20 protein-coding genes are annotated in these 21,792 nt (G+C 72.8%); 13 read left to right on the forward strand and 7 right to left on the reverse strand.

What is annotated here, in order from left to right; genetic code table 11:
- Nucleotides 1-232: 232 nt before the first annotated feature.
- The 3 genes from A6P39_RS33915 (at nucleotide 233) to A6P39_RS33930 (ending at nucleotide 3,951) form a co-directional block, all read left to right on the forward strand.
- Nucleotides 233-1,405, forward strand: a complete 1,173-nt coding sequence (locus tag A6P39_RS33915) for an acyl-CoA dehydrogenase family protein (protein WP_067046531.1) — start codon at nucleotides 233-235, stop codon at nucleotides 1,403-1,405.
- Between the two features lie 336 nt (nucleotides 1,406-1,741).
- Nucleotides 1,742-2,842, forward strand: a complete 1,101-nt coding sequence (locus A6P39_RS33925) for a hypothetical protein (protein ID WP_067046533.1) — start codon at nucleotides 1,742-1,744, stop codon at nucleotides 2,840-2,842.
- A 14-nt stretch (nucleotides 2,843-2,856) separates the two neighbouring features.
- Nucleotides 2,857-3,951, forward strand: a complete 1,095-nt coding sequence (locus A6P39_RS33930; protein WP_067046451.1) for a phosphotransferase family protein — start codon at nucleotides 2,857-2,859, stop codon at nucleotides 3,949-3,951.
- Between the two features lie 22 nt (nucleotides 3,952-3,973).
- Here A6P39_RS33930 and A6P39_RS33935 read toward each other — a convergent pair whose 3' ends face one another.
- Nucleotides 3,974-4,408 (reverse strand): hypothetical protein, encoded by a 435-nt coding sequence (locus tag A6P39_RS33935; RefSeq protein ID WP_067046453.1) that lies wholly within the window; start codon nucleotides 4,406-4,408, stop codon nucleotides 3,974-3,976.
- A gap of 244 nt (nucleotides 4,409-4,652) precedes the next feature.
- Between A6P39_RS33935 and A6P39_RS33940 the strand changes: the two genes are divergently transcribed.
- The 4 genes from A6P39_RS33940 (at nucleotide 4,653) to fxsA (ending at nucleotide 8,749) form a co-directional block, all read left to right on the forward strand.
- Entirely contained in the window at nucleotides 4,653-5,093 is a 441-nt protein-coding gene (locus A6P39_RS33940) for an Lrp/AsnC family transcriptional regulator (RefSeq protein ID WP_067046457.1), read from the forward strand.
- 64 nt (nucleotides 5,094-5,157) lie between these two features.
- Nucleotides 5,158-6,765 (forward strand): amidohydrolase, encoded by a 1,608-nt coding sequence (locus tag A6P39_RS33945; protein WP_067046459.1) that lies wholly within the window; start codon nucleotides 5,158-5,160, stop codon nucleotides 6,763-6,765.
- Between the two features lie 559 nt (nucleotides 6,766-7,324).
- Complete coding sequence (locus A6P39_RS33950; RefSeq protein ID WP_067046460.1) at nucleotides 7,325-8,119, forward strand: polyprenol monophosphomannose synthase; 795 nt, start codon at nucleotides 7,325-7,327, stop codon at nucleotides 8,117-8,119.
- Nucleotides 8,120-8,188: 69 nt separating this feature from the next.
- Nucleotides 8,189-8,749, forward strand: a complete 561-nt coding sequence (fxsA, locus tag A6P39_RS33955) for an FxsA family membrane protein (RefSeq protein WP_067046461.1) — start codon at nucleotides 8,189-8,191, stop codon at nucleotides 8,747-8,749.
- 143 nt (nucleotides 8,750-8,892) lie between these two features.
- On the opposite strand, the gene A6P39_RS33960 is transcribed toward fxsA, so the two are convergent.
- From A6P39_RS33960 to yczE, 4 genes are all read right to left on the reverse strand, one after another.
- A complete protein-coding gene (locus A6P39_RS33960) occupies nucleotides 8,893-9,267 on the reverse strand; it encodes an RNA polymerase-binding protein RbpA (RefSeq protein WP_003977404.1) in 375 nt (124 codons plus the stop codon).
- Nucleotides 9,268-9,545: 278 nt separating this feature from the next.
- Complete coding sequence (locus A6P39_RS33965) at nucleotides 9,546-10,892, reverse strand: MFS transporter (RefSeq protein WP_067046465.1); 1,347 nt, start codon at nucleotides 10,890-10,892, stop codon at nucleotides 9,546-9,548.
- Between the two features lie 57 nt (nucleotides 10,893-10,949).
- A complete protein-coding gene (locus A6P39_RS33970) occupies nucleotides 10,950-11,726 on the reverse strand; it encodes a glycerophosphodiester phosphodiesterase (protein ID WP_067046472.1) in 777 nt (258 codons plus the stop codon).
- Nucleotides 11,723-12,376, reverse strand: a complete 654-nt coding sequence (yczE, locus tag A6P39_RS33975) for a membrane protein YczE (RefSeq protein ID WP_067046474.1) — start codon at nucleotides 12,374-12,376, stop codon at nucleotides 11,723-11,725. The genes A6P39_RS33970 and yczE overlap by 4 nt, the downstream gene beginning before the upstream one ends.
- 102 nt (nucleotides 12,377-12,478) lie before the next feature.
- Here yczE and A6P39_RS33980 point away from each other — a divergent pair, with 102 nt between their 5' ends.
- Nucleotides 12,479-13,987: an SCO1417 family MocR-like transcription factor gene (locus A6P39_RS33980; RefSeq protein ID WP_067046475.1), complete on the forward strand. Its 1,509-nt coding sequence runs from the start codon at nucleotides 12,479-12,481 to the stop codon at nucleotides 13,985-13,987.
- Nucleotides 13,988-14,073: 86 nt separating this feature from the next.
- Here the strand turns inward: A6P39_RS33980 and A6P39_RS33985 are convergent, their stop codons facing one another.
- The gene (locus tag A6P39_RS33985) at nucleotides 14,074-15,684 is read right to left on the reverse strand and encodes a hypothetical protein (RefSeq protein ID WP_067046478.1); all 1,611 of its coding nucleotides are present in this window, start codon (nucleotides 15,682-15,684) and stop codon (nucleotides 14,074-14,076) included.
- Nucleotides 15,685-15,724: 40 nt separating this feature from the next.
- Nucleotides 15,725-15,919, reverse strand: a complete 195-nt coding sequence (locus tag A6P39_RS33990; RefSeq protein WP_067046482.1) for a hypothetical protein — start codon at nucleotides 15,917-15,919, stop codon at nucleotides 15,725-15,727.
- Between the two features lie 311 nt (nucleotides 15,920-16,230).
- Here A6P39_RS33990 and A6P39_RS33995 point away from each other — a divergent pair, with 311 nt between their 5' ends.
- The 5 genes from A6P39_RS33995 to A6P39_RS34015 all read left to right on the forward strand — a co-directional run bounded on the left by A6P39_RS33995 (nucleotide 16,231) and on the right by A6P39_RS34015 (nucleotide 21,764).
- Nucleotides 16,231-16,623, forward strand: coding sequence for an ankyrin repeat domain-containing protein (locus A6P39_RS33995; protein ID WP_067046485.1), 393 nt, complete (start codon nucleotides 16,231-16,233; stop codon nucleotides 16,621-16,623).
- A 300-nt stretch (nucleotides 16,624-16,923) separates the two neighbouring features.
- Nucleotides 16,924-18,342 (forward strand): hypothetical protein, encoded by a 1,419-nt coding sequence (locus A6P39_RS34000; protein WP_067046488.1) that lies wholly within the window; start codon nucleotides 16,924-16,926, stop codon nucleotides 18,340-18,342.
- Between the two features lie 187 nt (nucleotides 18,343-18,529).
- Nucleotides 18,530-19,657, forward strand: a complete 1,128-nt coding sequence (locus A6P39_RS34005; protein ID WP_067046491.1) for a glycosyltransferase family 4 protein — start codon at nucleotides 18,530-18,532, stop codon at nucleotides 19,655-19,657.
- Nucleotides 19,654-20,823 carry a glycosyltransferase gene (locus A6P39_RS34010; protein WP_067046494.1) on the forward strand — a complete coding sequence of 390 codons (1,170 nt, stop codon included), beginning with the start codon at nucleotides 19,654-19,656 and terminating at the stop codon, nucleotides 20,821-20,823. Before A6P39_RS34005 ends, A6P39_RS34010 begins: the two co-directional genes overlap by 4 nt.
- Nucleotides 20,820-21,764, forward strand: coding sequence for an SGNH/GDSL hydrolase family protein (locus A6P39_RS34015; protein ID WP_079133420.1), 945 nt, complete (start codon nucleotides 20,820-20,822; stop codon nucleotides 21,762-21,764). Before A6P39_RS34010 ends, A6P39_RS34015 begins: the two co-directional genes overlap by 4 nt.
- Nucleotides 21,765-21,792: the final 28 nt, after the last annotated feature.

Here is a 21,792-nt window from a genome sequence, read left to right on the forward strand (position 1 = left end):
CGTCACTTTCCGTTGGAATCCGTGCGCGCCAAGTAGCCGGACTTTCCTGAAGTAAGCGGTCGTTAACTGGTGACGGGAGGTCGCCGATCGGGCATACTCACAGCGCACAGCCGCTGGTCAGCAGCTCCCGAGACCCGGGAGCGGGCGCCGGTGGCCATACGGAACGACCAGGCGGAGCCGCCCCCACCCCACGGGCCAACCGCCCGTGCCCGACAGGGAGGAGACCGACGCCATGTCCGACCGCGACCCGCAGCCGGTGGAGCGTCAACTGCCCACGGAAGAGGCGAGGGATCTGCTCGCGCTCGTCCGTGAGATCGGCCGGCGCGAGATCGCGCCGAAGGCCGCGGAGGAGGAGGACGCGGGACGCTTCCCGCGTGAGGTCTTCACCCTGCTCTCCGAATCCGGCCTGCTCGGCCTGCCGTACGACTCCGAGTACGGCGGCGGCGACCAGCCCTATGAGGTCTACCTCCAGGTCCTGGAGGAGCTGGCCATGGCCCGGCTCACCGTGGGCCTCGGCGTCAGCGTGCACACGCTCGCCTCGTACGCGCTCGCCACCTACGGCACCAAGCAGCAGCAGGTCGAGCACCTGCCCGCGATGCTCGGCGGCGGCCTGCTCGGCGCGTACTGCCTCTCCGAGCCGTCCTCCGGCTCCGACGCGGCCTCGCTGCGCACGAAGGCCGTGCGGGACGGCGACCAATGGGTGATCAACGGCACCAAGGCCTGGATCACGCACGGTGGCATCGCCGACTTCTACACCGTGATGGCCCGCACCGGCGAGGACGGCCCTCGCGGGATCACCGCCTTCCTGGTCCCCGGCGACACCCCCGGCCTGAGCGGGGCCGTGCCCGAGAAGAAGATGGGCATGAAGGGCTCACCGACCGCGCAGGTCCATCTCGACGGCGTCCGCGTCGGCGACGACCGGCGGATCGGCGAGGAGGGCCAGGGCTTCTTCATCGCCCTGTCCGCCCTCGACTCCGGACGGCTCGGCATCGCCGCCTGTGCCATAGGCCTCGCCCAGGCCGCCCTGGACGAGGCGGTCGCCTACGCCACCGAGCGCCGGCAGTTCGGCCACCCGATCGCCGACTTCCAGGGCCTGCGCTTCATGATCGCCGACATGGCCACCCAGGTCGAGGCGGGCCGCGCGCTCTACCTCGCGGCGGCCCGGCTGCGCGACGCCGGCAAGCCGTTCGCCAAACAGGCCGCGATGGCCAAGCTGCACTGCACCGACGCGGCCATGAAGGTCACGACCGACGCCGTGCAGATCCTCGGTGGCTACGGCTACACCGCCGACTTCCCGGCCGAGCGCTACATGCGCGAGGCCAAGGTCCTGCAGATCGTCGAGGGCACCAACCAGATCCAGCGGATGGTCATCGCCCGTCACGTGGCGGGACCCGAAGGTCGCTGAACTGCCCCGTGCGGACCGTCGGGGCCGCCAGCCTGATCCACTCCGGGTCGTGGCGGCCCGGCAGAGTACGGCCCCGGTCCGCCCAGGTCCGCATCAGATCGCGGTAGATGGGCGGATCCGGCGGAACCGGCGGCGGAACCGATTCTGCGGGCCGGGGCACGAAGATGCGGCGCCCGGTGACCGAGTACATGAGGGTCATGCCTGGGCAACGCGGTACCAGCCGGACAGGTCACCGCCCGGCGGAATCGTGCGTCAGTTCACGCACGTCCCGTTCCGCCTCTGGCCTCCGGCACTTGTCTGACGTACCGTCAGCGGACCGTCCACCAGGGGGTGTCCGTGGCCGACGACCGTCCCGTACCGCTCGACGAATACCCCGTGCACCAGGTGCCCCTGTCCATGAGGCACGTGGCGACCGGCGACCGGAACGCCTACGACCGCTGCATCTTCCACGTCTTCGACCACGCCGGCCACGCCCTGCTCATCCTCGGCCTCGGCGTCTATCCCAACCTGGGCGTGATCGACGCCTACGCCACCTTGCGCACGGGGGACACCCTGCACGCCGTCCGCGCCTCGGACGCCCTCGGCGAGGACCGGATGCGGCTCGCCGTCGGCCCGCTGCGCATCGAGGTCGCCGAGCCGCTGCGCCGGCTGCGCCTGACCTGCGCGGACGAGCAGCTGTCGTACGACCTCACGTGGACGGCCGCCTTCCCGGCCCTGTGGGAGCCGCACCACCTCCAGCGCCGAGGCGACCGGCTCACCCTGGAAGGCCGCCGCTTCGTCCAGGCCGGCACCGCCGAGGGCGTGATCCGGGCCCGGGGAGCGGAGTTCCGGGTCACCGCTCAGGACTGGACCGGCACCCGGGACCGCAGCTGGGGCGTGCGGCCGATCCCCGGCGAGGACGGCGGACCGCTCGCCGAGGAGCATCCCACCGAGGGCTTCCACTGGATCTGGTGCCCGGTCCGCTTCGAGGACCGCTTCCTCATGGTCATCACCCAGGAGGACGCCGACGGACACCGCTCCCTGAACGACGCCACCCTGGTCCGCCCCGGCCACCGTGACCGCCAACTGGGCTGGCCCCAGGCCGAGATCACCTACCGTCCCGGCACCCGCCACCCCGAACACGCCATCATCCATCTGGGTGACGCACGCAGCTCGCAGAGACTTGACGTCGAGATCCTGGCCTCCTCCCCGCTCGCCGTCGGCGCCGGCTATCCGCCCGCCGACGACTGGCAGCACGGCACCTGGCGCGGGCCCGGCTGGACCGACCGCCGTACCTACGACATGACCGTGCCCCAGCCGCTCGCCGCCTACGGGGTCACCGACCACTCGGCCCGCTTCCGGCTCGACGGACGGACCGGCCACGGCATCTTCGAGCACGGCTCGTTCGGCCGGCACGACCCGAGCGGCTTCACCGGCTTCGACTCGGTCGCACCCTGAGGAAGGAGTGCGTCATGGCCACCGCACCACGTCCGCGCACCAGTACCCGCGATCCCGGGGAACTGGCCCGGCGCCTCACGGCCTGGCTGGGCACCCGGCTGCCCGGCGCCAGGGCCACCGCGGTCACCGTCCCCGCCTCCAACGGCATGTCCAGCGAGACCCTGCTGTTCGACATCGAGCACCCCCGAGCGGCGTCGCGCGCCTGTGCGTTGCGGCTGGCGGCGGACCCCTCGGCGTACACCGTCTTCCCGGAGTACGACATGGCCCGCCAGTACCGCACCCTGCGCCTGGTGGCCGAACACACGGACGTGCCCGTACCCCGGGTGCTCTGGCTCGAGGAGGACCCGGGCCCGCTCGGGGCGCCGTTCTTCGTCATGGAACGGGTGGCGGGACGGGTGCCGCCGGACGTCATGCCGTACACGTACGAGGGCAGTTGGCTGCACGCGGCGAGTGACGCCGAGCGTGAGCGCCTGGAAGCGGCGACGATCGGACTGCTGGCCCGGCTGCACGACCAAGTACCGCCCGCGGAGGCGGAGTTCATGATGCTCCCCGGTGAGGGTGACACCCTGCGCCGGCATGTCACGGCCCAACGCGCCTACTACGCCTGGGTGACCGACGGTCTGCCCCGCTCCCCGCTCATCGAGGCCGCCTTCGACCGGCTCGAGCGACTGTGGCCGCGCGAGCCCGGCGAACCCGTCCTCACCTGGGGCGACGCACGCATCGGGAATGTGGTCTACGACGGTTTCGACCCCGTCGCGGTCCTCGACTGGGAGATGGCGGCGCTCGCCCCGCGCGAGGTCGACCTCGGCTGGACGGTCTATCTGCACCGCTTCTTCCAGGACCTCACGGTCGCCTCCGGGCAGCGCGGACTGCCCGGACTCCTGCGCCGCGACCGGGTCGAGGCCCGGTACGCGGACCGGACCGGGCACACCCCGCGGGACATGGACTTCTACATCCTCTACGCCGCCCTGCGGCACGCGATCGTCATGCTGCGCATCGCCTACCGCCAGGCGTACTTCGGCGAAGTGGCCGTCCCGGCGGACCCGGACACACTGATCCTGCACCACGACAGCCTGCGCGCCATGGTGCAAGGCACCTACGGGAGTTGAGCCGGGGCCGGCCGGAAGGAACTCAGGCGGCCCGGTCGCCCATCGCCGGCACGCGCATCGGGCGCGAGCCCGGGCCGCCGACGTGCGAGAAGGGCTGCGTCCGCCAGTCCAGTCCCTGGGGGAGCGTCAACAGCAGGGCGGTGTCCTGCTCCTGCGGCTCGAAGGACTCGTCGGCGGGGCGGGCGTCGGCCGCCGCACGGCCCGTCCCCGCACAGGCCGTGAGCCCGAACGGGTTCCACGGCGAGACGCACAGCGCGTGCTCCGGCAGGACCTCCTCGTCCGCCAGCAGCGCGATCGGCTGCGCGCAGTCCGGGCAGATCACCCGGTACATCTCGAAGGTGTCGTAGGCGTCCAGCTCCTCGTCGAAGGCGTCGGGTTCGACGTCCTCCGGCTCGGGCTCGACGACCGGCAGCTGCCGCTTGGACGTGCTGCGACCAGGGCGATGGACACTCTGCATGGGATTCTCCCCCTAAGGCTGGGCCGTGAAGGCGCTGCGGCCTCGACCACAGCAAGCACTTCCCGTCCGCCCTCGGCGGTAATCACGAGAACATCACGGAGCCTGTTCGAAGGGTGTGGCATTCGTCACATGCCACATGCAGGTGCGCACGGCGGGCGGTTGGCAGTGCTTTTTGTATCGAACCGGCCATGACCTGCGCTCTCGGCTATCCCAGGAGATCAACCGCACGGTAGGTTTTGGCGCCATGGAGGAGCTGGACCGACAGATCGTGCAGCTGCTCGTCAAGGACGGGCGGATGAGCTACACAGACCTGGGCAAGGCCACGGGCCTGTCCACGTCGGCCGTGCACCAGCGGGTGCGCCGGCTGGAACAGCGTGGCGTCATCCGCGGCTATGCCGCGGTGGTCGACCCCGAGGCCGTCGGACTGCCGCTGACCGCTTTCATTTCGGTGAAACCGTTCGACCCCAGCGCCCCCGACGACATCGCGGACCGCCTGGCCGGTGTCCCCGAGATCGAGGCCTGCCACAGCGTCGCCGGCGACGAGAACTACATCCTCAAGGTCCGCGTGGCCACCCCGCACGAACTGGAGGAGCTGCTGGCCAGGCTGCGCAGCCTGGCGGGAGTGTCGACCCGGACGACGGTCGTACTGTCGACGCCGTACGAGGCACGGCCGCCGAAGATCTAGCCCGGGCGGCCGCCCGCCCGCCCCAGGTGCGGCTCCGCCCCGACGGCGAGGGAAACTGTCGGTCATGAGTGAGCGCACCGCCGAGCCCCCCAAGACCGTCCTCCTGCGCCGCGGCGAGGTGCACAGCCCCGCGGACCCCTTCGCGACCGCGATGGTCGTGGAAGCGGGCCAAGTCGCCTGGGTCGGCTCCGAGGGCGCCGCCGACGCCTTCGCCGACGGTGTGGACGAGGTGGTCGACCTGGACGGCGCCCTCGTCACCCCGGCCTTCACCGACGCCCATGTGCACACCACCGCCACCGGCCTCGCCCTGACCGGCCTCGACCTCTCCTCGGCGCCCTCGCTGGAGGCCGCTCTCGCCCTGGTCCGCGAGTTCGCCCCCGCCCGCCCGGACGACCGCGTCCTGCTGGGCCACGGCTGGGACGCCGCCCGCTGGCCCGGCGGCCGCCCCCCGACACGCGCCGAACTCGACGAGGCCACCGGCGGCCGCCCGCTGTACCTGTCCCGCATCGACGTCCACTCGGCGGTCGTCACCACCGCCCTGCTGGACCTGGTCCCCGGCGACGTCCCGCGCACCGACGCCCCGCTCACCCGGGACGACCACCACGCCGTACGCCGGGCCGCGCTCGAGGCCATCACCCCGGCCCAGCGCGCCGAGGCCCAGCGCACCGCCCTGGCCCGTGCGGCCTCCCTCGGCATCGGCTCGGTGCACGAGTGCGGCGGCCCGCAGATCTCCTCCGAGGACGACTTCACCGCCCTGCTCCGGCTCGCCGCCGAGCTGCCGGGCCCACGGGTCGTCGGCTACTGGGCCGAGCAGAATGCCGACCGGGCCCGGGAACTGGGCGCCGCGGGCGCGGCCGGCGATCTCTTCGCCGACGGCGCCCTCGGCTCGCACACCGCCTGTCTGCACGAGCCGTACGCCGACGCCGCGCACACCGGCACCGCCTACCTGGACGCCGAGGCCGTCGCCGCCCATGTGGTCGCCTGCACCGAGGCGGGCCTGCAGGCCGGCTTCCACGCCATCGGTGACGCCGCGGTGAGCGCCGTCGTGGAGGGTGTGCGCGCCGCCGCCGAGAAGCTCGGCCTTGCCCGCGTCCGCGCCGCCCGCCACCGCGTCGAACACGCCGAGATGCTCACCCCTGAGACCGTCGCCGGCTTCGCCGAACTGGGCCTGATCGCCTCCGTGCAGCCCGGCTTCGACGCCCTGTGGGGCGGCGAGGAGGGCATGTACGCCCGGCGGCTCGGCGCCGAGCGGGCCCGCACCCTCAACCCCTTCGCGGCCCTGCTGCGGGCCGGTGTGCCACTCGCCTTCGGCTCCGACAGCCCGGTCACCCCCCTCGACCCCTGGGGCACCGTGCGCGCAGCCGCGTTCCACCGCACGCCCGAGCACCGGGTCTCCGTGCGCGCCGCGTTCACGGCCCATACGCGCGGCGGCTGGCGGGCCGTGGGACGGGACGACGCAGGGGTCCTGGTGCCGGGCGCCCCCGCCGACTACGCCGTCTGGCGCACCGACGACCTGATCGTCCAGGCCCCCGACGACCGGGTGGCCCGCTGGTCGACCGACCCGCGCTCGGGCACCCCCGGACTGCCCGACCTCACCCCGGGCCACGACCTGCCGGTCTGTCTGCGCACGGTGGTGGGCGGACGGACGGTGTTCGTACGGCCGGGCGAGTGATCTACGGGGGTGGCGCGGCGGCCGCCGGTCGCCGCTGCCGCGCCGCCCGACCTGGGCATCCTCTGGGCTGGACCCGCCGCATGGGCCGTCGTAGCAGGCCAGAGGGCTATTGACAGTCGGCGGCCGGGGGCCGGTAGGTTCGTCCGAGTCCACCACCGGACGCCCGACCGGGGAGCGTTCACGCCACTCGTCGCAGCGCCGCTGGGTCAGGGACGGTGTGCCGCACCGGGGCACCGTCACTGGGAGCCAGGCTCAGCGCCCGCGCCGACGAGGGAACGTTCCGGCCGGTCGGCAAGGTGTGACCCGGGTGGGGCCCGGTCGCTCAGTAGACAACGGCTTTCGGTCGATCCGCAGCCAGCGGGTCCCAGGTCGGCCCGAAGGGCGCCGGGCCCCCATCCGCCGTGGTGGAAAGGTACTGAATGCCCGCCATGAAGGTGCCGAAAAACACATTCTTACCCCACTCTTGTGGAATCGACACCGCCATACGAACGGGCCCGGTGCGACCTGCCGGTCCGCGAGCACTATGGTGGACCCCTGCGTACGACCAGAAGGGGCAGCAGTGAACGACGGCGACGGGACCCTGGACTCCAAGAGCCAGGGGAGGCAGTTCGGTCCGCTCGGCACGGCCTTGGTGATCATTCCGACCTACAACGAGGCGGAGAACATCAAGACGATCGTCGGCCGGGTACGCAAGGCCGTCCCCGAGGCGCACGTGCTGATCGCGGACGACAACAGCCCGGACGGCACCGGCAAGCTCGCCGACGAACTGGCCGCCGAGGACGCAAACGTCCAGGTCATGCACCGCAAGGGCAAGGAAGGCCTCGGCGCCGCCTACCTCGCGGGCTTCCGCTGGGGCCTGGAGCGCGACTACGGCGTGCTGGTCGAGATGGACGCCGACGGCTCCCACCAGCCCGAGGAGCTGCCCCGGCTGCTCACCGCCCTCAAGGGCGCCGACCTGGTGCTCGGCTCCCGCTGGGTGCCGGGCGGCCGGGTGGTCAACTGGCCCAAGTCCCGCGAGTTCATCTCCCGCGGCGGCAGCCTCTACTCCCGCCTCGCCCTCGACCTGCCGCTGCGCGACATCACCGGCGGCTACCGGGCCTTCCGGCGCGAGACCCTGGAGGGCCTGGGCCTCGACGAGGTCGCCTCGCAGGGCTACTGCTTCCAGGTCGACCTGGCCCGCCGCGCCGTCAAGGCCGGCTACCACGTCGTCGAGGTCCCGATCACGTTCGTCGAGCGCGAACTCGGCGACTCCAAGATGAGCAAGGACATCCTCATCGAGGCGCTGTGGCGGGTCACCACCTGGGGCGTCGGCGAGCGCGTCGCCAAGCTCAAGGGCAAGGGCAAGCGGGCCTGACGTCCGCCGCTCACAGTGGCTGATCAACCCCTTATCCCGCGCTGAGCCGGGGCCAGGCACACTGGGAGCATGACGACTGGCGCTCCGACCTCTCCGTATTCCCTCCGGCCCCGGCGTTCCCGGCTGCGCAGGTTCCTGCCGCTCGGGGTCGCCGCGTGGCTGGTGCTGGAGATCTGGCTGCTGACCCTGGTCGCGGGCGCGGCGGGGGGCCTGGCCGTGTTCCTGCTGCTCGTCGCGGGCTTCGTTGCCGGTTCCGTGGTCATCAAGCGGGCGGGCCGCCGTGCCTTCCAGAGCCTGAACGAGGCCCTGCAGCGGGGCGGCTCCCCCAAGCGGGGCGGTGGCAACGGCCTGATGATGCTCGGCGGCCTGCTGCTGATGATCCCCGGCCTGGTCTCCGACGTCGTCGGTCTCCTCCTGCTGCTCCCGCCGGTCCAGAAGGCCGTCGGCCGGTATGCCGAGGGCGCCCTGGACAAGCGTCTGCGCGCAGCGGGTCCGGGCAGCCTGGGTGATGCCTTCCAGCAGGCCCGTATGCACCGCCCCGACGGCAAGGTGGTGCAGGGCGAGGTCATCCGCGAGGACCGGCCGGAGCCGGGGGAGCCGGGCGGACAGTGGCCGCCGCTGGCGCGCTGAGCGCGTCTCCCGCGTCCACACGCGTCTGTCCCGTGTCCACACCGGACGCAGCCACACCAAAACCGCGGGCGCCGTACGTCAACTCGACGTACGGCGCCCGCGGTTGTTGTTTCAGCGTGCGCTGTATCCCAGCCCCGCAGGGACTAGGCGGACTTACGGCTGTCCCGAGGGTGAACCGCGATGTTCATCGCCCCCGAGCGCAGAACCGCCAGGCGCTCCTCGAGGACCTCTTCGAGTTCCTCACGGGTGCGCCGCTCCATCAGCATGTCCCAGTGCGTACGCGCGGGCTTGGCCTTCTTCTCCTCAGGGCCGTCGCCGTCGACGAGGAGTGCCTGGGCCCCGCAGACTTTGCACTCCCACTCCGGCGGGATCTCCGCCTCGACCGAGAAGGGCATCTCGAAGCGGTGCCCCTTCTCACATGCGTACTCCACGGCCTGGCGCGGGGCCAGGTCGATACCGCGGTCCGTCTCGTAGCTGGTCACCACGAGGCGCGTACCGCGAAGAGCTCGCTCACTCATGAATCGTGCCTCCCGGGCTTGTCGCCCACAGGACAGGTGTCGCTGTCGTCGTCATCCGGTCAACGTCCGGTCGGCGGTAAAGATTCCCGTTCCGAGTCCCGTTCCGGGTCATGCGTCGCCGTCGTAGCCGCCCCTTGTTGTACCCACCAGCGCCCGGTTTGTCACATCTGCTAGCAGATGTCACCCAGCGTTTCGGCATCTTTGACGCGCAGTAACGGTACGCCTGGCAGGCCAAACGCGTACACTACCGCCCTTTCGCCTCGAGCGCTAAATCCGCGCTAGATCTTCTCGGGGACCGGGTTCCCGGCCTCGGCGATCGCCCGCCGCACCGGGACCCGGGCGAGCAGGGTGAAGCCGATGACGAAGAAGGCCACCAGCGAGATGATCGCGGAGCGGTAGCTTCCGGTCAGCTGGTAGGTCACGCCGAACAGCAGCGGCCCGAGCCAGCTCATCCCGCGGTCGCTCATCTCGTACGCCGAGAAGTACTCGGCCTCCTTGCCGGGCGGCACCAGGTGGGAGAACAGCGACCGGGACAACGCCTGGCTGCCGCCGAGGACCAGACCGATCCCGCCGGCCAGCACGAAGAAGAACACCGGCGCCTTCGCGGGCAGGAAGTAACCGGCCGCCAGGGTGACCGTCCAGGCCACCAGCGAGCCCAGGATCGTGCGCTGTGCGCCGTGCGTCCGCGCCAGCCGCCCCATCGCCAGTGCCCCGGCCACGGCCAGCACCTGCACCAGCAGCACCGCCACGATGAGCGTCGACTGCCCGAGCCCCAGCTCCTGGGAGCCGTAGACCGAGGCCTGGGAGATCACCGTCTGGATGCCGTCGTTGTAGATCAGGTACGCCAGCAGGAACGCCAGCGTCAGCGGATGCCGCCGCATGTCCCGGACCGTCGCCGCGAACTGGCGCAGCCCGGGTGCCGTCGCGCGCTCCACGCGCGTGTGCCGGTCGCGCAGCCTGCGCAGCGGTACGAGGGTGAAGGCGCCCCACCACAGGCCCGCCGCGGCCAGGCAGATCCGCACCGCCTCGGTCTGGGACAGGCCGAAGGAGCCGTGCGCCGAGTACAGCACCAGGTTGCCGACGAGGACCGAGGAGCCCGCGGCGTAACCGAAGGCCCAGCCCCGCGAGGAGATCGCGTCGCGTTCCTCGGGCGGGGCGATCTGCGGCAGGTAGGAGTTGTAGAGCATCATCCCGACGGACTGCGCCGCGTTGGCCACGACGAGGAGCACCCCACCGAGCAGATACCGGTGGCCGTCGAGGAAGAACATGCCCGTGGTCGCGGCCGCGCCGGTGTACGCGGCCGCCGCGAGCAGCGGTTTCTTGCGGCCCGTGCGGTCGGCCGCGCTGCCCACGAGCGGCATCAGCACGACGGCCAGGATCACCGAGAGGGACACGGAGTAGGCGAAGAAGGAACCCGCCCGCACCGGAACGCCCAGTGGGTGCACATAGCCGTCGGCGTCCGCGGCCCGCTCGGCGACCGAGGTGAGGTAGGGCCCCAGGAAGACCGTGAGGACGCTGGTCGAGTAGACCGAGCAGGCCCAGTCGTAGACGTACCAGCCGCGTTGCTCGCGCCTGAGAGCGGCGGTCTCGTCCGCCGTCCGTGTGCGCACGGTGTCGGTTTCCACCCGTGCCCTCGCTTCCCCGTTCTTCTGCGAAGGCTCGGGCCGGAGGCGGCCGGGTCGTCAGACCCAGACGCCGCGGTCTTCCATGACCTTGCGCAATGTGTCGATGTGATCGGTCATGATGCCATCGACGCCCAGTTCCAGGAGCCGGTGCATCCGTTCCGGTTCGTTGATCGTCCACACGTGCACATGCAGCCCGCGCGCGTGGGCCGCGCGCACGAAGCGCTGGTCGACCACCGGCACGCCCGACTGGGCCTCGGGCACCTGGGCGGCGACGGCGGACCGGCGCACGGCGGCCGGCAGGCCCCACGAGCGCAGCCGCAGGCTGACCACCCCGCGCGTGCCGAACGAGGTGGCCAGGCGCGGCCCGGCCAGCCGCTGGGCGCGCAGTACCCGCGCCTCGGAGAAGGAGCCCACGCACACCCGGTCCCAGGCGTCCCTGCGCTCGATCAGGTCCAGCAGGGGCCGCAGGGCGGGCTCCGCCTTGACGTCGACGTTCCAGCGGACCTCGGGGAAGGTCTCCAGCAACTCCTCGAACAACGGCACCGGTTCACGCCCGCCCACGCGCGCGTGCCGTACGTCCTCCCACGGCAGGTCCGCGATCCGGCCCGCGCCGTCGGTGACCCGGTCCAGAGTCGAGTCGTGGAAGGCGACGAGGCGGCCGTCCGCCGTGGCGTGCACGTCGGTCTCGATGTACCGGTAGCCCATCTCGACCGCGCGCCGGAACTGCGCCACGGTGTTCTCGATGCCGTCGGCGGCCCCGCCCCGGTGGGCGAAGGGTATGGGGCCGGGGTGGTCGAGGTAGGGATGGCGCTGCGAGGGTGTCGTGAGGGTCACGGACGCAGTATCACTCGTTCCGGTGTCGCTTCGGCAACGACCGTGCTTCGGGTCGATGCCGCCGGGGCGGCGAACACCCGCAGGAAGAACTGGGCCAGCGGGCCGATGGACACCGCGTACAGCACGGTTCCCACCCCGATGGTGCCGCCCAGGGCGAAGCCGGTGGCCACCACCGCCACCTCGATGGTCGTCCGTATCAGCCGGATCGACCGGCCGGTGCGCCGGTGCAGCCCGGTCATCAGGCCGTCGCGCGGGCCGGGGCCGAAGCGCGCGGAGATGTACAGGCCGGTGGCCGCGCCGTTCAGCACGATGCCCGCGAGCAGCAGCGGGACGCGTACGGCGAAGGCGTGCGCGTCCGGGACCAGCGTGAGCGTGCCGTCCATGGCGAAGCCGATGACGAGCACGTTGGAGACCGTGCCGAGTCCCGGGCGCTGGCGCAGCGGGATCCACAGCAGCAGCACCGCCGCTCCCACGATGGTCAGCACCACGCCGATGCTCAGTCCGGTCAGCTCCGCGAGCCCCTGGTGCAGCACGTTCCAGGGCTCCAGGCCGAGGCCTGCCCGCACGAGCAGCGCGGAACTGGCGCCGTACAGCATGAGCCCGGCGTACAGCTGGATCAACCGTCGGCCGAGACGGTCCGGAGTGGACATGAGATACCCCCCTGGGTGGTGGCGGTGGCCTGACTCGTGACACTCTGTGGCTTGGGATGGAGAGCCATCCATGGCCAATTCGGGGAAGGTGGACTGATCTTCATGGCGCAGTGGACCTCTGCGATGGGTGCCGCGCAACTCGCCCGGCTGCTCAACTCCCAGCAGGACCGCCCGGCCGGCCCGGGCACCCGCCGCCCGCCCGCCTACCGAGCCCTGGCCGACGGCGTCCGGCTGCTGGTGCTCGAAGGGCGCGTGCCGGTCGCCGCCCGCCTCCCCGCGGAACGCGAACTGGCCCTCGCCCTGTCCGTGAGCCGCACCACCGTCGCGGCCGCGTACGAGGCCCTGCGCAGCGAGGGCTTCCTGGAGTCCCGGCGCGGCGCCGGCAGCTGGACCGCCGTACCGGCAGGGAACCCGATTCCGGCCCGTGGTCTCGAACCCCTGCCCCCGGAGGCGCTGGGCTCGATGATCGACCTGGGCTGTGCCTCACTCCCGGCCCCTGAGCCATGGCTCACCCGTGCCGTGCAGGGTGCCCTGGAGGAACTTCCCCCGTACGCGCACACGCACGGCGACTACCCGGCCGGGCTGCCCGCCCTGCGTGCGATGATCGCCGAGCGCTACACCGCGCGCGGGATCCCCACCATGCCCGAGCAGATCATGGTGACGACCGGCGCGATGGGCGCCATCGACGCGATCTGCCACCTCTTCGGCGGCCGTGGTGAGCGCATCGCGGTCGAGTCCCCGTCCTACGCCAACATCCTGCAGCTGATGCGCGAGGCGGGCGCCCGGCTGGTTCCGGTCGCGATGGCCGAGGGCCTCACCGGCTGGGACATGGACCGCTGGCGCCAGGTGCTGCGCGAGGCCGCGCCGCGCATCGCCTACGTGGTCGCCGACTTCCACAACCCCACCGGCGCGCTCGCCGACGAGGACCAGCGGCGCCGGCTGGTGGACGCGGCGCGCTCGGCCGGCACGGTGCTGGTCGCGGACGAGACGATGTCCGAGCTGTGGCTGGAGGAGGACCTCGGGGCGACGGGCATGCCGCGTCCCGTGTGCGGGTTCGACCCGGCCGGCTCCACGGTGATCACGGTCGGCTCGGCCAGCAAGGCGTTCTGGGCGGGCATGCGCATCGGCTGGGTGCGCGCGGCGCCGGACGTGATCCGCAGCCTGGTCGCCGCGCGGGCCTACGCCGACCTCGGCACCCCGGTGCTGGAGCAGCTGGCCGTCAACTGGCTTTTCAGTACGGGGGGTTGGGCGCAGGCGGTCGAACTGCGGCGCGCCCAGGCCCGGGAGAACCGGGACGAGCTGGTGGCGGCACTCCGTCGCGAACTGCCGGCCTGGGAGTTCGAGGTGCCGCAGGGCGGGCTCACCCTGTGGGTCCGGGCCGGGGGCCTGTCCGGATCCCGGCTCGCCGAAGCGGGCGAACGGACCGGCGTCCGCGTGCCCTCCGGGCCTCGCTTCGGCGTGGACGGCGCGTTCGAGGGCTATGTGCGACTGCCGTTCACCGTCGGGGGAGCGGTGGCGGAGGAAGCGGCGATTCGGCTGGCCGCCGCGGCCCGGCTGGTGGAGACGGGGGCCACCGGGGCGACGGAAGCGCCGCGGACGTTCGTGGCCTGACACCTGCGGTCGCACGGATCCCCGCGCGGCTTCGGGGGCACGGGGTCCGCATCAGGGTCCCTCATCGGGGTCCCTTACGAGGTCTCCTACGAGGTCTCCGCCCCCACGGTGTCCCCCACGGCGTCCGCGGACACCGCCGGCTTGGTCAGATCCGCCGGCTGCGCCTCCACGGCGGAGGCCCGTGGGGGCAGCAGGTCCAGCACCGCGGCCCGGTCGGCGTCGCTCGTGGCGTCGTCGTACGGGTCCGGTGTCCTCGGCACCTGAAGCCGTAGCACCGGGCCGGAGCCCAGGCGCGCGTACCCGCGTCCCGGCGGCATGTCCCCGAGCGGCGTCGTGTGCGCAGGGGCGCCCAGGACCGCCTCCACCTGCCGGGGCGTCGCGGACCCGAGCACGACACGCGCGCGTGTGTGCTGCCGTACCGCGTCGCTCAGCGTCTCCGCGCTGTCGAACTGCTCGGCCACGACGACGGTCATGTTCGCCGCGCGGCCGTGCCGCAGCGGTACCTGGAGCAGTTCCTGCGGATCCTTGCGCCCGTCCGAAGCGGCGAGGTGCGCGAAGACCGCCGGGCGGTCCAGCAGGATCCACAGCGGACGCCGGGTGTCCGCCGGCGGCGGATCGCCCGCCTGCCGGGCCAGATTGATGGCGATGAGCCGCCGCTCGGTCTCCTGCGCGGCCCATTCCAGGCTCGCCAGGGCGCCGGGCAGGGCGCACTCCACGGCCAGTACGCCGTCCCGGCCGGTCAGGCACGCGTACTCGCCGGTGCCGCCGCCGTCGACGACGAGGACGTCGCCGTGGCGCAGGGCCTGCAGGGCGATGGAGCGCAGCAGGGTCGACGCCCCGCAGCCGGGGTGGCCCATGGCCAGCAGGTGCGGCTCGGTGGAGCGCACGCCGGTGCGCCAGACGACCGGCGGAACGTCGATCTGTTCCTCGCCGTAGGCGAGGGGGAGCGTGCGCTGCACCTCGCTCGCGTCGGTGAAGCCGAGGACGGTCTCGCCCGGCGCGGTGACGAAGTGCTGGGCGGTGATGTCGGTGGGCAGCGGGGCGAGGACGGTGACGGTGAGCTGGTTGCCCTCCTCGTCCCAGGCGAAGCGGTACTCGCGGCCGCGTCCGGCCTTGGCGGTGAGCAACTGCTCGATCCGCGCCCGGACCTCGGGCTCGCCGTCCGGGAAGTAGGCGGGGTAGCGGATCACGAGATGGCCGACACGTCCGCCGTCGTCGAACTCGTGTTCCGTGAAGGCCTTCTCCCACTCCCCGCCGTGCGCGTACAGCGGCGCCGGGTCCTCGGGGCTGGAGAAGTACGGCACCAGAGCCTCGTAGAGGATCTGGAGCCGTTCGAGCTGCGACTCGTCCGGCCCCTCGGGGGCCGGTTCGGTGCGGTCACGGCCGTACCAGGCCGCCGCCGCCATCACGGTGATGACGGCGAGCAGCGGGCCGTACGGCACCAGCGCCACGGCCAGGACCAGGGAGGCAACCAGGAACAGCAGTGGCCCGCGCCTGTCCTTGGGCGTGTCCGCCCACTTGCGCTGTCCGACCGAGGCCAGCCGGCGCAGTCCGCGCGTGACGGTGATCAGCGGGTGGAGGACGTCGGTGGCGCTGTCGGCCGCAGTCCGGGCCAGCTCCCGGCTCCGGGCGATCTGCGTCCGGGCGATCCGGGCGCTGTCCTTGCTCAGAATGCGGGGGAGGGGGCGCCGGGCCACTGCTGTCTCCTGACGGTGCGTGCGGGAGGGGCGGGCGGGGTCAGAACTTGATGCCTCCGAGGAGGCTCGCCAGGCTCTCTCCGCCGGCCTTGATGCTCGGGGCGATGCCCGTGCTGGCCAGGTAGAAGCCGAACAGGGCCGACGTGCATGCGTGCGAGCCCTTGAGGCCGTCCTTTCGAAAGAAGAGGAAGACGACGACGCCGAGCAGCATGACGCCTGAGACGGAGAGGATCATTTCGGGCCTCCTGGTGTCGAAGGTGGGGGACAGTCACCATGAGTTCTTCCAGGATCACAGGATGTATCCATACGATAAAAGGTGCAAATGGGTGAAATACGGCCCATTTCAACCAGTTGGCGGAGCGGCCTCGCCCCGGTTGGCCGGGGCCGGCGGCGCCGGCGTGGCCCGTGGGTGATCTTTACCTCGGGCACATCGGGTCATGTGCCACGCGAGCCAGTACTCTGGCGATTCACTCGTACGGCCGTGTTCCGCTCGCTGCCGTACGCTCCCTGCAGTTCCCGAAGTTTCCAGGAGAGGCGGTCCGGCCGATGAGCGAAGCCCCCGACCCCGAGGTCGTGGAGCTGGCGACCAAGATCTTCGATCTGGCCCGGCAGGGGCAGACCGAGGCGCTCGTGGCGTACGTGGACGCCGGCGTTCCGGCCAGCCTCACCAACGACCGCGGCGACTGCCTGGTGATGCTCGCCGCCTATCACGGCCACGCCGACGCGGTGCGCGCGCTGCTCGCCCGCGGCGCGGCGGCGGACCGGGTCAACGACCGAGGCCAGACCCCTCTCGCGGGTGCTGTCTTCAAGGGCGAGACCGAGGTCATCAAGGCGCTCCTGGAGGGTGGGGCCGATCCCGCCGCCGGAACGCCCTCGGCGGTCGACACCGCCCGGATGTTCGGCAGGACGGAACTCCTGGAACTGTTCGGCGCACACTGATGCACATGTCCTGACCAGGTACGACACACAAAACGGGGGAGGCGGTACAAGGCCGCCGGAAATACGGTCGCGGCAGCACACACCGCGGGTCATCATGACGACGTGATTCACGGACGCGATGGCTGGGCAGGTGTTGCCGCACCGCGCGGGCCGTGATGCGGTCCGCATGGGCCACCGACGAGAGGCAGAGAGAAATGGTCTACAGCAAGCAAGAGACGGCGGGCGCTCCGACGTTGTGTCACGCGGCCAGGTAGTGCGTGTTCCCCGGTTGCGTCGACGCTTGATGTGAGGCTGTTTCCCATGTTCGATCCGGTCATAGCGCCCAGCGGTACGCTGCTCGGCCTGCTCCAGCGGGGCCGTGGCGACGGCACCTTGCACGCGCTCACCGCCCCGCGCGCCGAGGCGCTCGCGGCCCTCAACCACTGTGTGCTGCGCGACCCCCGCCACGACTGGCAGGTGGAGAACCGCTCCCTGTACTACGCCCGGCTCTACCTCGACCTGAACGGCGAGCTGGACGCGATCGAGGCGCACCTCTTCGACCCCGAGGACCTCCTCGACACCGACGAGTCCCGCACCGGCCTCGCTCTCGCCGTGCTCGGTCATCTCGCCTCCTACGGCAGGCTTGACGCACTCGAACTGCTGCGCAGGTACGCCGCCCACGGCGCCAACTGGGCCTGGGCCCTGGACGAGCTGGCCCTCAGGGACGACGACGCGGGCCTTCGCGCCCTCGCCGCGCCGGTGCTGGCCCGTTTCGCCACCGATGCCCAGGGCGAGGCCGAACTGGCCACCGTCGTCCGGGACGCCTTCGAGCCACGGCCGTGGCGGCTGTGGGCGGAGGATCCGCGCGAATCGATCGCCACGCGCGTGCGTGCCGCGCAGGAGACCGGCTGTTTCGACCGCTGGCAGCGGCAGATGCGGCCCACCGGCCCCCGGCCCGGATGGAGCGTGCGCGCCGTCTTCGAGTGGGCCCAGCAGGGCATGGACCGCGGCGCCGCCCTCCACGTGCCGGCCGCCCGCTGTCTGGTCGCCGTGGCCGGCCCCGAGGACCGCCCGGAGATCCTGCAGGCCGCTCGCGGCGGCATCGACGGAGCCCGCTGCACCGCACTGCGCTACCTCGCCGACGGCAACGACCCCGCAGCCCTCGACCTGATCGAGGCCGCGGTCGCCGACGGCACGACGGTCGTCGTGGAGGCCGCCGTCGACGCCTTCGAACGGATGCGCAGCGTCGCCGCCGTCGAGCGTGCCCGCCGCTGGGCCCAGCGCCCCGACGCGCTCGGTGCCGCCGCCGGCCGCATGCTCGCCTGCCGCGGCGGGGCGCGCGACAAGGACCTGGTCCTCGGCGCCCTGCGCGAGGCCGTACGCGGCGAGGGGCCCGACGCACCCACCCTGTGGACCCTCGTCGACGGCGCCGGACGCCTCGGCATCGCCTGCGCGGCCCCCGTCCTGCGGCACATCTACCGCGAGACGGCCTCCTCCCACCTGCGCGGCAGCGCCGCCCGCGCCCTGGCCGCCACCGACCCCTCCTTCGCCACCGGCTTCGCCGTCGAATGCCTGTGGGACTGCGAGGAGACCACCCGCGAGATCGCCGCCCGGCACGCCGAGACCGGTGATGCCCGGGTCGTGGAGCGCCTGCGCCGCCTGGCCGCCGATCCGGCCGAGGAGGACGAGGTGCAGACAGCGGTGCGCAGCCGCTTCGGCCCCGACACCGCCGCCGACTGACCCCTGCGCACCGTCGCGGTTCCGGGCGGACGACCGCCCGCCATGTGAACACCGGGTGACCCGCGGGTCAGGCGGCCATGACGGCCGTCTGGCCCGCTCGGGTGTGCAGCCCAACGCTCATGGGACGTTCCCCGAGCGGAAAGATCGACGTTGACGCGGCCACGTCCTGCGCGGCGACAACACCCGTATGCGTGTCGTCATCGTGACCGAATCCTTTCCCCCCGATGTGAACGGCGTGGCCCACTGCGCGCTCCAGACCGCCCGGCACCTCGTAGATCGCGGTCACTCCCCGCTCGTCGTCGCGCCGGCCCCCGCCCCCGGCAGCGCGCCGGACACGGACGCCCCGTGCCCGGTCGTCCGTGTCCCCTCGCTCCCCCTTCCCGGCTACCCCCAGGTCCGCGTCGCCCTCCCCAGTCGACGCCTCGCCGCGGCTCTCCTCGACCACCGCGCTGACCTGGTCCATCTCGCCAGCCCCTTCGTCCTCGGCGTCCGCGGCATGGCCGCCGCCGCCCGGCTCGGCATCCCCGCCGTCGCCGTCTACCAGACCGATCTCGCCGGGTACGCGCGTACGTACATGGGCGCCGGGGAGGCGGCGGCCTGGCGGCGGATCCGCTCCGTGCACGCCGCCGCCGACCGCACCCTGGCTCCCTCCAGCGCCGCCCTCGCCGACCTCGAAACCCACGGCGTCCCCCGGGTCCGGCTGTGGCCACGCGGCGTGGACACCATACGTTTCCGGCCAGGGCACCGTGACGAGGCACTGCGCCGCGAACTCGCCCCGGACGGCGAGCTGATCGTCGGCTACGTCGGCCGGCTCGCTCCCGAGAAACACGTCGAACTGCTCGCCGGCGTCTGCGGACTGGAAGGCGTCAAGGTCGTGGTCGTCGGCGACGGGCCGAGCCACGCCCATCTGACCGAGGCCCTGCCCGGCGCCGTCTTCCTCGGCCGCCGCACCGGCCCCGAACTCGCCCGGATCTTCGCCTCGCTGGACGTCTTCGCGCACACCGGCCCCTTCGAGACGTTCTGCCAGACCGTCCAGGAGGCCATGGCCAGCGGCGTCCCGGTCGTCGCGCCCGCGGCCGGCGGTCCGCTGGACCTGGTCGCCCACGAGCACACCGGACTGCTCGTCCCGCCGCGCGAGGCCGCCGCCGTGACTCAGGCCGTGCGCACCCTGGCGGCCGACCCCGAGCGCCGGGCCGCGTACGGCCTCGCAGCCCGCACGACGGTCGAGGGCCGCACCTGGGCCGCCGTCGGCGACCAGCTGATCGGCCACTACGACGCCGTCCTCGCGGCCCGCAGGACGGCGGTGGCGGCATGACCGGCTCCTCGCTGCGCATCGTCCGGCTCGCCAACTTCGTCGCCCCCGCCTCCGGCGGTCTGCGCACCGCCCTGCGCGAGCTGGGCAGGGGCTTCCGGGCGGCCGGCCACGAACCGGTGCTCGTCGTGCCCGGTGAACGGCACACCGACCAGGACACCGAGCAGGGCCGCGTCATCACCCTGCCCGGCCCGCTGCTGCCGGGCACCGGCGGATACCGCGTGCTCACCGACAAGCGGCGTGTGGCCGCCCTCCTGGAGGAGCTGGGTCCGGACCGGCTGGAGGTCTCCGACCGGACGACCCTGCGCTGGACCGGCCGCTGGGCCCGCCGCGCGCGCGTGCCCGCCGTGATGGTCTCCCACGAGACCGCCGACGGCGTGCTGCGCACCTGGGGCCTGTCGGAGAACCTCTCCCGGCGGGCGGCCGACGCCCTCAACACCCGTACCGCGCACGTCTACTCACGGGTGGTGTGCACCACGGAGTTCGCCGAGCGCGAGTTCGTACGCATCGGCGCGCGCAATGTCGTACGCGCCCCCCTGGGCGTCGACCTCATGGAACGCCGCCCCGCCCTGCGCGATGCCGGGCTGCGAGCCCGCCACGCGCGCGGGGACGAGGCGCTGCTCGTCATGTGCTCGCGCCTGTCCGTCGAGAAGCGGCCCGGCACCGCCCTGGACGCCCTGGAGACGCTGGTGCGGCGGGGCAGGCGGGCGGTGCTCGTGGTCGCCGGGGACGGGCCGCTCAGGGCCCGGCTGGAGCAGCGTGCGGGAGAGCGGGGCCTGCCGGTGACCTTCCTGGGGCACGTCGCCGACCGGGCCCTGCTCGGGGCGCTCCAGGCGTCCGCCGACGTCGCCCTCGCACCCGGGCCCGCCGAGACGTTCGGGCTCGCCGCCCTGGAGGCCATGGCGTGCGGCACGCCCGTCGTGGCGAGCGCGTCCTCCGCGTTGCCCGAGGTGATCGGGTCCGCGGGCGCGACCGCGGCCGACCGCGGCGAGGCCTTCGCCGACGCCGTGGAACTGCTCCTGGACCGGGGCGAGCCCGAGCGCCGCGAAGCCGCACGCGCGCGTGCGGAGTGCTTCGGCTGGGGCAGGGCCGTGGAGGCGTTCCTCGCCGCGCACGACGCCCCGGTGACCGCGCCCCGGCCCGGTGCCGTCCCGGAGGGCGTGGCATGAGACACGTCCGTTTCGTCGCCCTCGGTGACTCGCTGACCGAGGGCGTGGGCGACCCCGTCACCACCGGGCGGCGGGGCTGGGCCGCGCTGCTGGCGCCCTCGCTCGCCGAGGAGGTGGAGTTCACCAACCTCGCCGTCAGCGGGGCGCAGACCCGGGACGTGCGGGAGCGGCAGATTCCGGCCGCCCTCGAACTGCGCCCGGACATCGCGTCCGTGGTCATCGGCGTCAACGACACCCTGCGCCACACCTTCGACATCCGCGCGGTGGCCGCACGCCTGGACGAGGTCTACGCGGCCCTCACCCGGCAGGGCACCGTCCTGCTCACCGCCTGCCTGCCCGACCCCGGCGCGATGCTGGGCCTCCCGGGCGCCCTCGCCCGCCCGCTGGCCCGCCGGCAGCGGGCCGTCAACACGGTCGTCCACGCCCTGTCCGAGCGGTACGGCGCCGTCCATCTGCACGCGGCGGAGGGCGCCTGGATCACCGACCGGTCCCTGTGGAGCGCCGACCGGCTGCACCCCGGCGAGCGCGGCCACCGGCAGTTCGCCGTCCGCTTCCACGCCCTGCTCGCCGAGACGGGCCGGGCGACCGGCCCGCCTCCTTCGCCCGAGCCGGAGTTCCCCGCACCGACCCGCACGGCGAGTCTGCTGTGGCTGGCCACCGCGGGCACCGGCTGGGTGGTCCGGCGGTGCAGGGACCTCCTGCCGCAGTTGCTGCGCCTGGCCGCCGACGAACTGCACCACCGGGCCCGGGGCACCAGCGCCCGCCTCGACCTCAGCGCGTCGGCGGCGGTGTCGGCGGCCCTGGCCGCGCTGTCGGAGGGCACCGGCGAGGGGGCCGAGGCGCAGCGGCGCCGTACCCTCACCGTCACGCATCGCACCGCGGCGCCCGAAGGGGCTCCCCGCCGAGAGGGCGCGGAGGCGGTGGCCAACGGCATTGGATAGTGGATCGTTCAACGATCCGGCGATATCC

It is taken from the genome of Streptomyces sp. FXJ1.172, from assembly GCF_001636945.3.
Taxonomy (GTDB): Bacteria; Actinomycetota; Actinomycetes; order Streptomycetales; family Streptomycetaceae; genus Streptomyces.

Bases quoted from the DNA above. Each gene is read 5' to 3' on its own strand.
- A6P39_RS33915 (WP_067046531.1), top strand. From the start codon at position 233: ATGTCCGACCGCGACCCGCAGCCGGTGGAGCGTCAACTGCCCACGGAA.
- A6P39_RS33930 (WP_067046451.1), top strand. From the start codon at position 2,857: ATGGCCACCGCACCACGTCCGCGCACCAGTACCCGCGATCCCGGGGAA.
- A6P39_RS33935 (WP_067046453.1), bottom strand. From the start codon at position 4,408: ATGCAGAGTGTCCATCGCCCTGGTCGCAGCACGTCCAAGCGGCAGCTG.
- A6P39_RS33940 (WP_067046457.1), top strand. From the start codon at position 4,653: ATGGAGGAGCTGGACCGACAGATCGTGCAGCTGCTCGTCAAGGACGGG.
- A6P39_RS33945 (WP_067046459.1), top strand. From the start codon at position 5,158: ATGAGTGAGCGCACCGCCGAGCCCCCCAAGACCGTCCTCCTGCGCCGC.
- fxsA (WP_067046461.1), top strand. From the start codon at position 8,189: ATGACGACTGGCGCTCCGACCTCTCCGTATTCCCTCCGGCCCCGGCGT.
- A6P39_RS33960 (WP_003977404.1), bottom strand. From the start codon at position 9,267: ATGAGTGAGCGAGCTCTTCGCGGTACGCGCCTCGTGGTGACCAGCTAC.
- yczE (WP_067046474.1), bottom strand. From the start codon at position 12,376: ATGTCCACTCCGGACCGTCTCGGCCGACGGTTGATCCAGCTGTACGCC.
- A6P39_RS33980 (WP_067046475.1), top strand. From the start codon at position 12,479: ATGGCGCAGTGGACCTCTGCGATGGGTGCCGCGCAACTCGCCCGGCTG.
- A6P39_RS33990 (WP_067046482.1), bottom strand. From the start codon at position 15,919: ATGATCCTCTCCGTCTCAGGCGTCATGCTGCTCGGCGTCGTCGTCTTC.
- A6P39_RS33995 (WP_067046485.1), top strand. From the start codon at position 16,231: ATGAGCGAAGCCCCCGACCCCGAGGTCGTGGAGCTGGCGACCAAGATC.
- A6P39_RS34000 (WP_067046488.1), top strand. From the start codon at position 16,924: ATGTTCGATCCGGTCATAGCGCCCAGCGGTACGCTGCTCGGCCTGCTC.
- A6P39_RS34005 (WP_067046491.1), top strand. From the start codon at position 18,530: ATGCGTGTCGTCATCGTGACCGAATCCTTTCCCCCCGATGTGAACGGC.
- A6P39_RS34010 (WP_067046494.1), top strand. From the start codon at position 19,654: ATGACCGGCTCCTCGCTGCGCATCGTCCGGCTCGCCAACTTCGTCGCC.
- A6P39_RS34015 (WP_079133420.1), top strand. From the start codon at position 20,820: ATGAGACACGTCCGTTTCGTCGCCCTCGGTGACTCGCTGACCGAGGGC.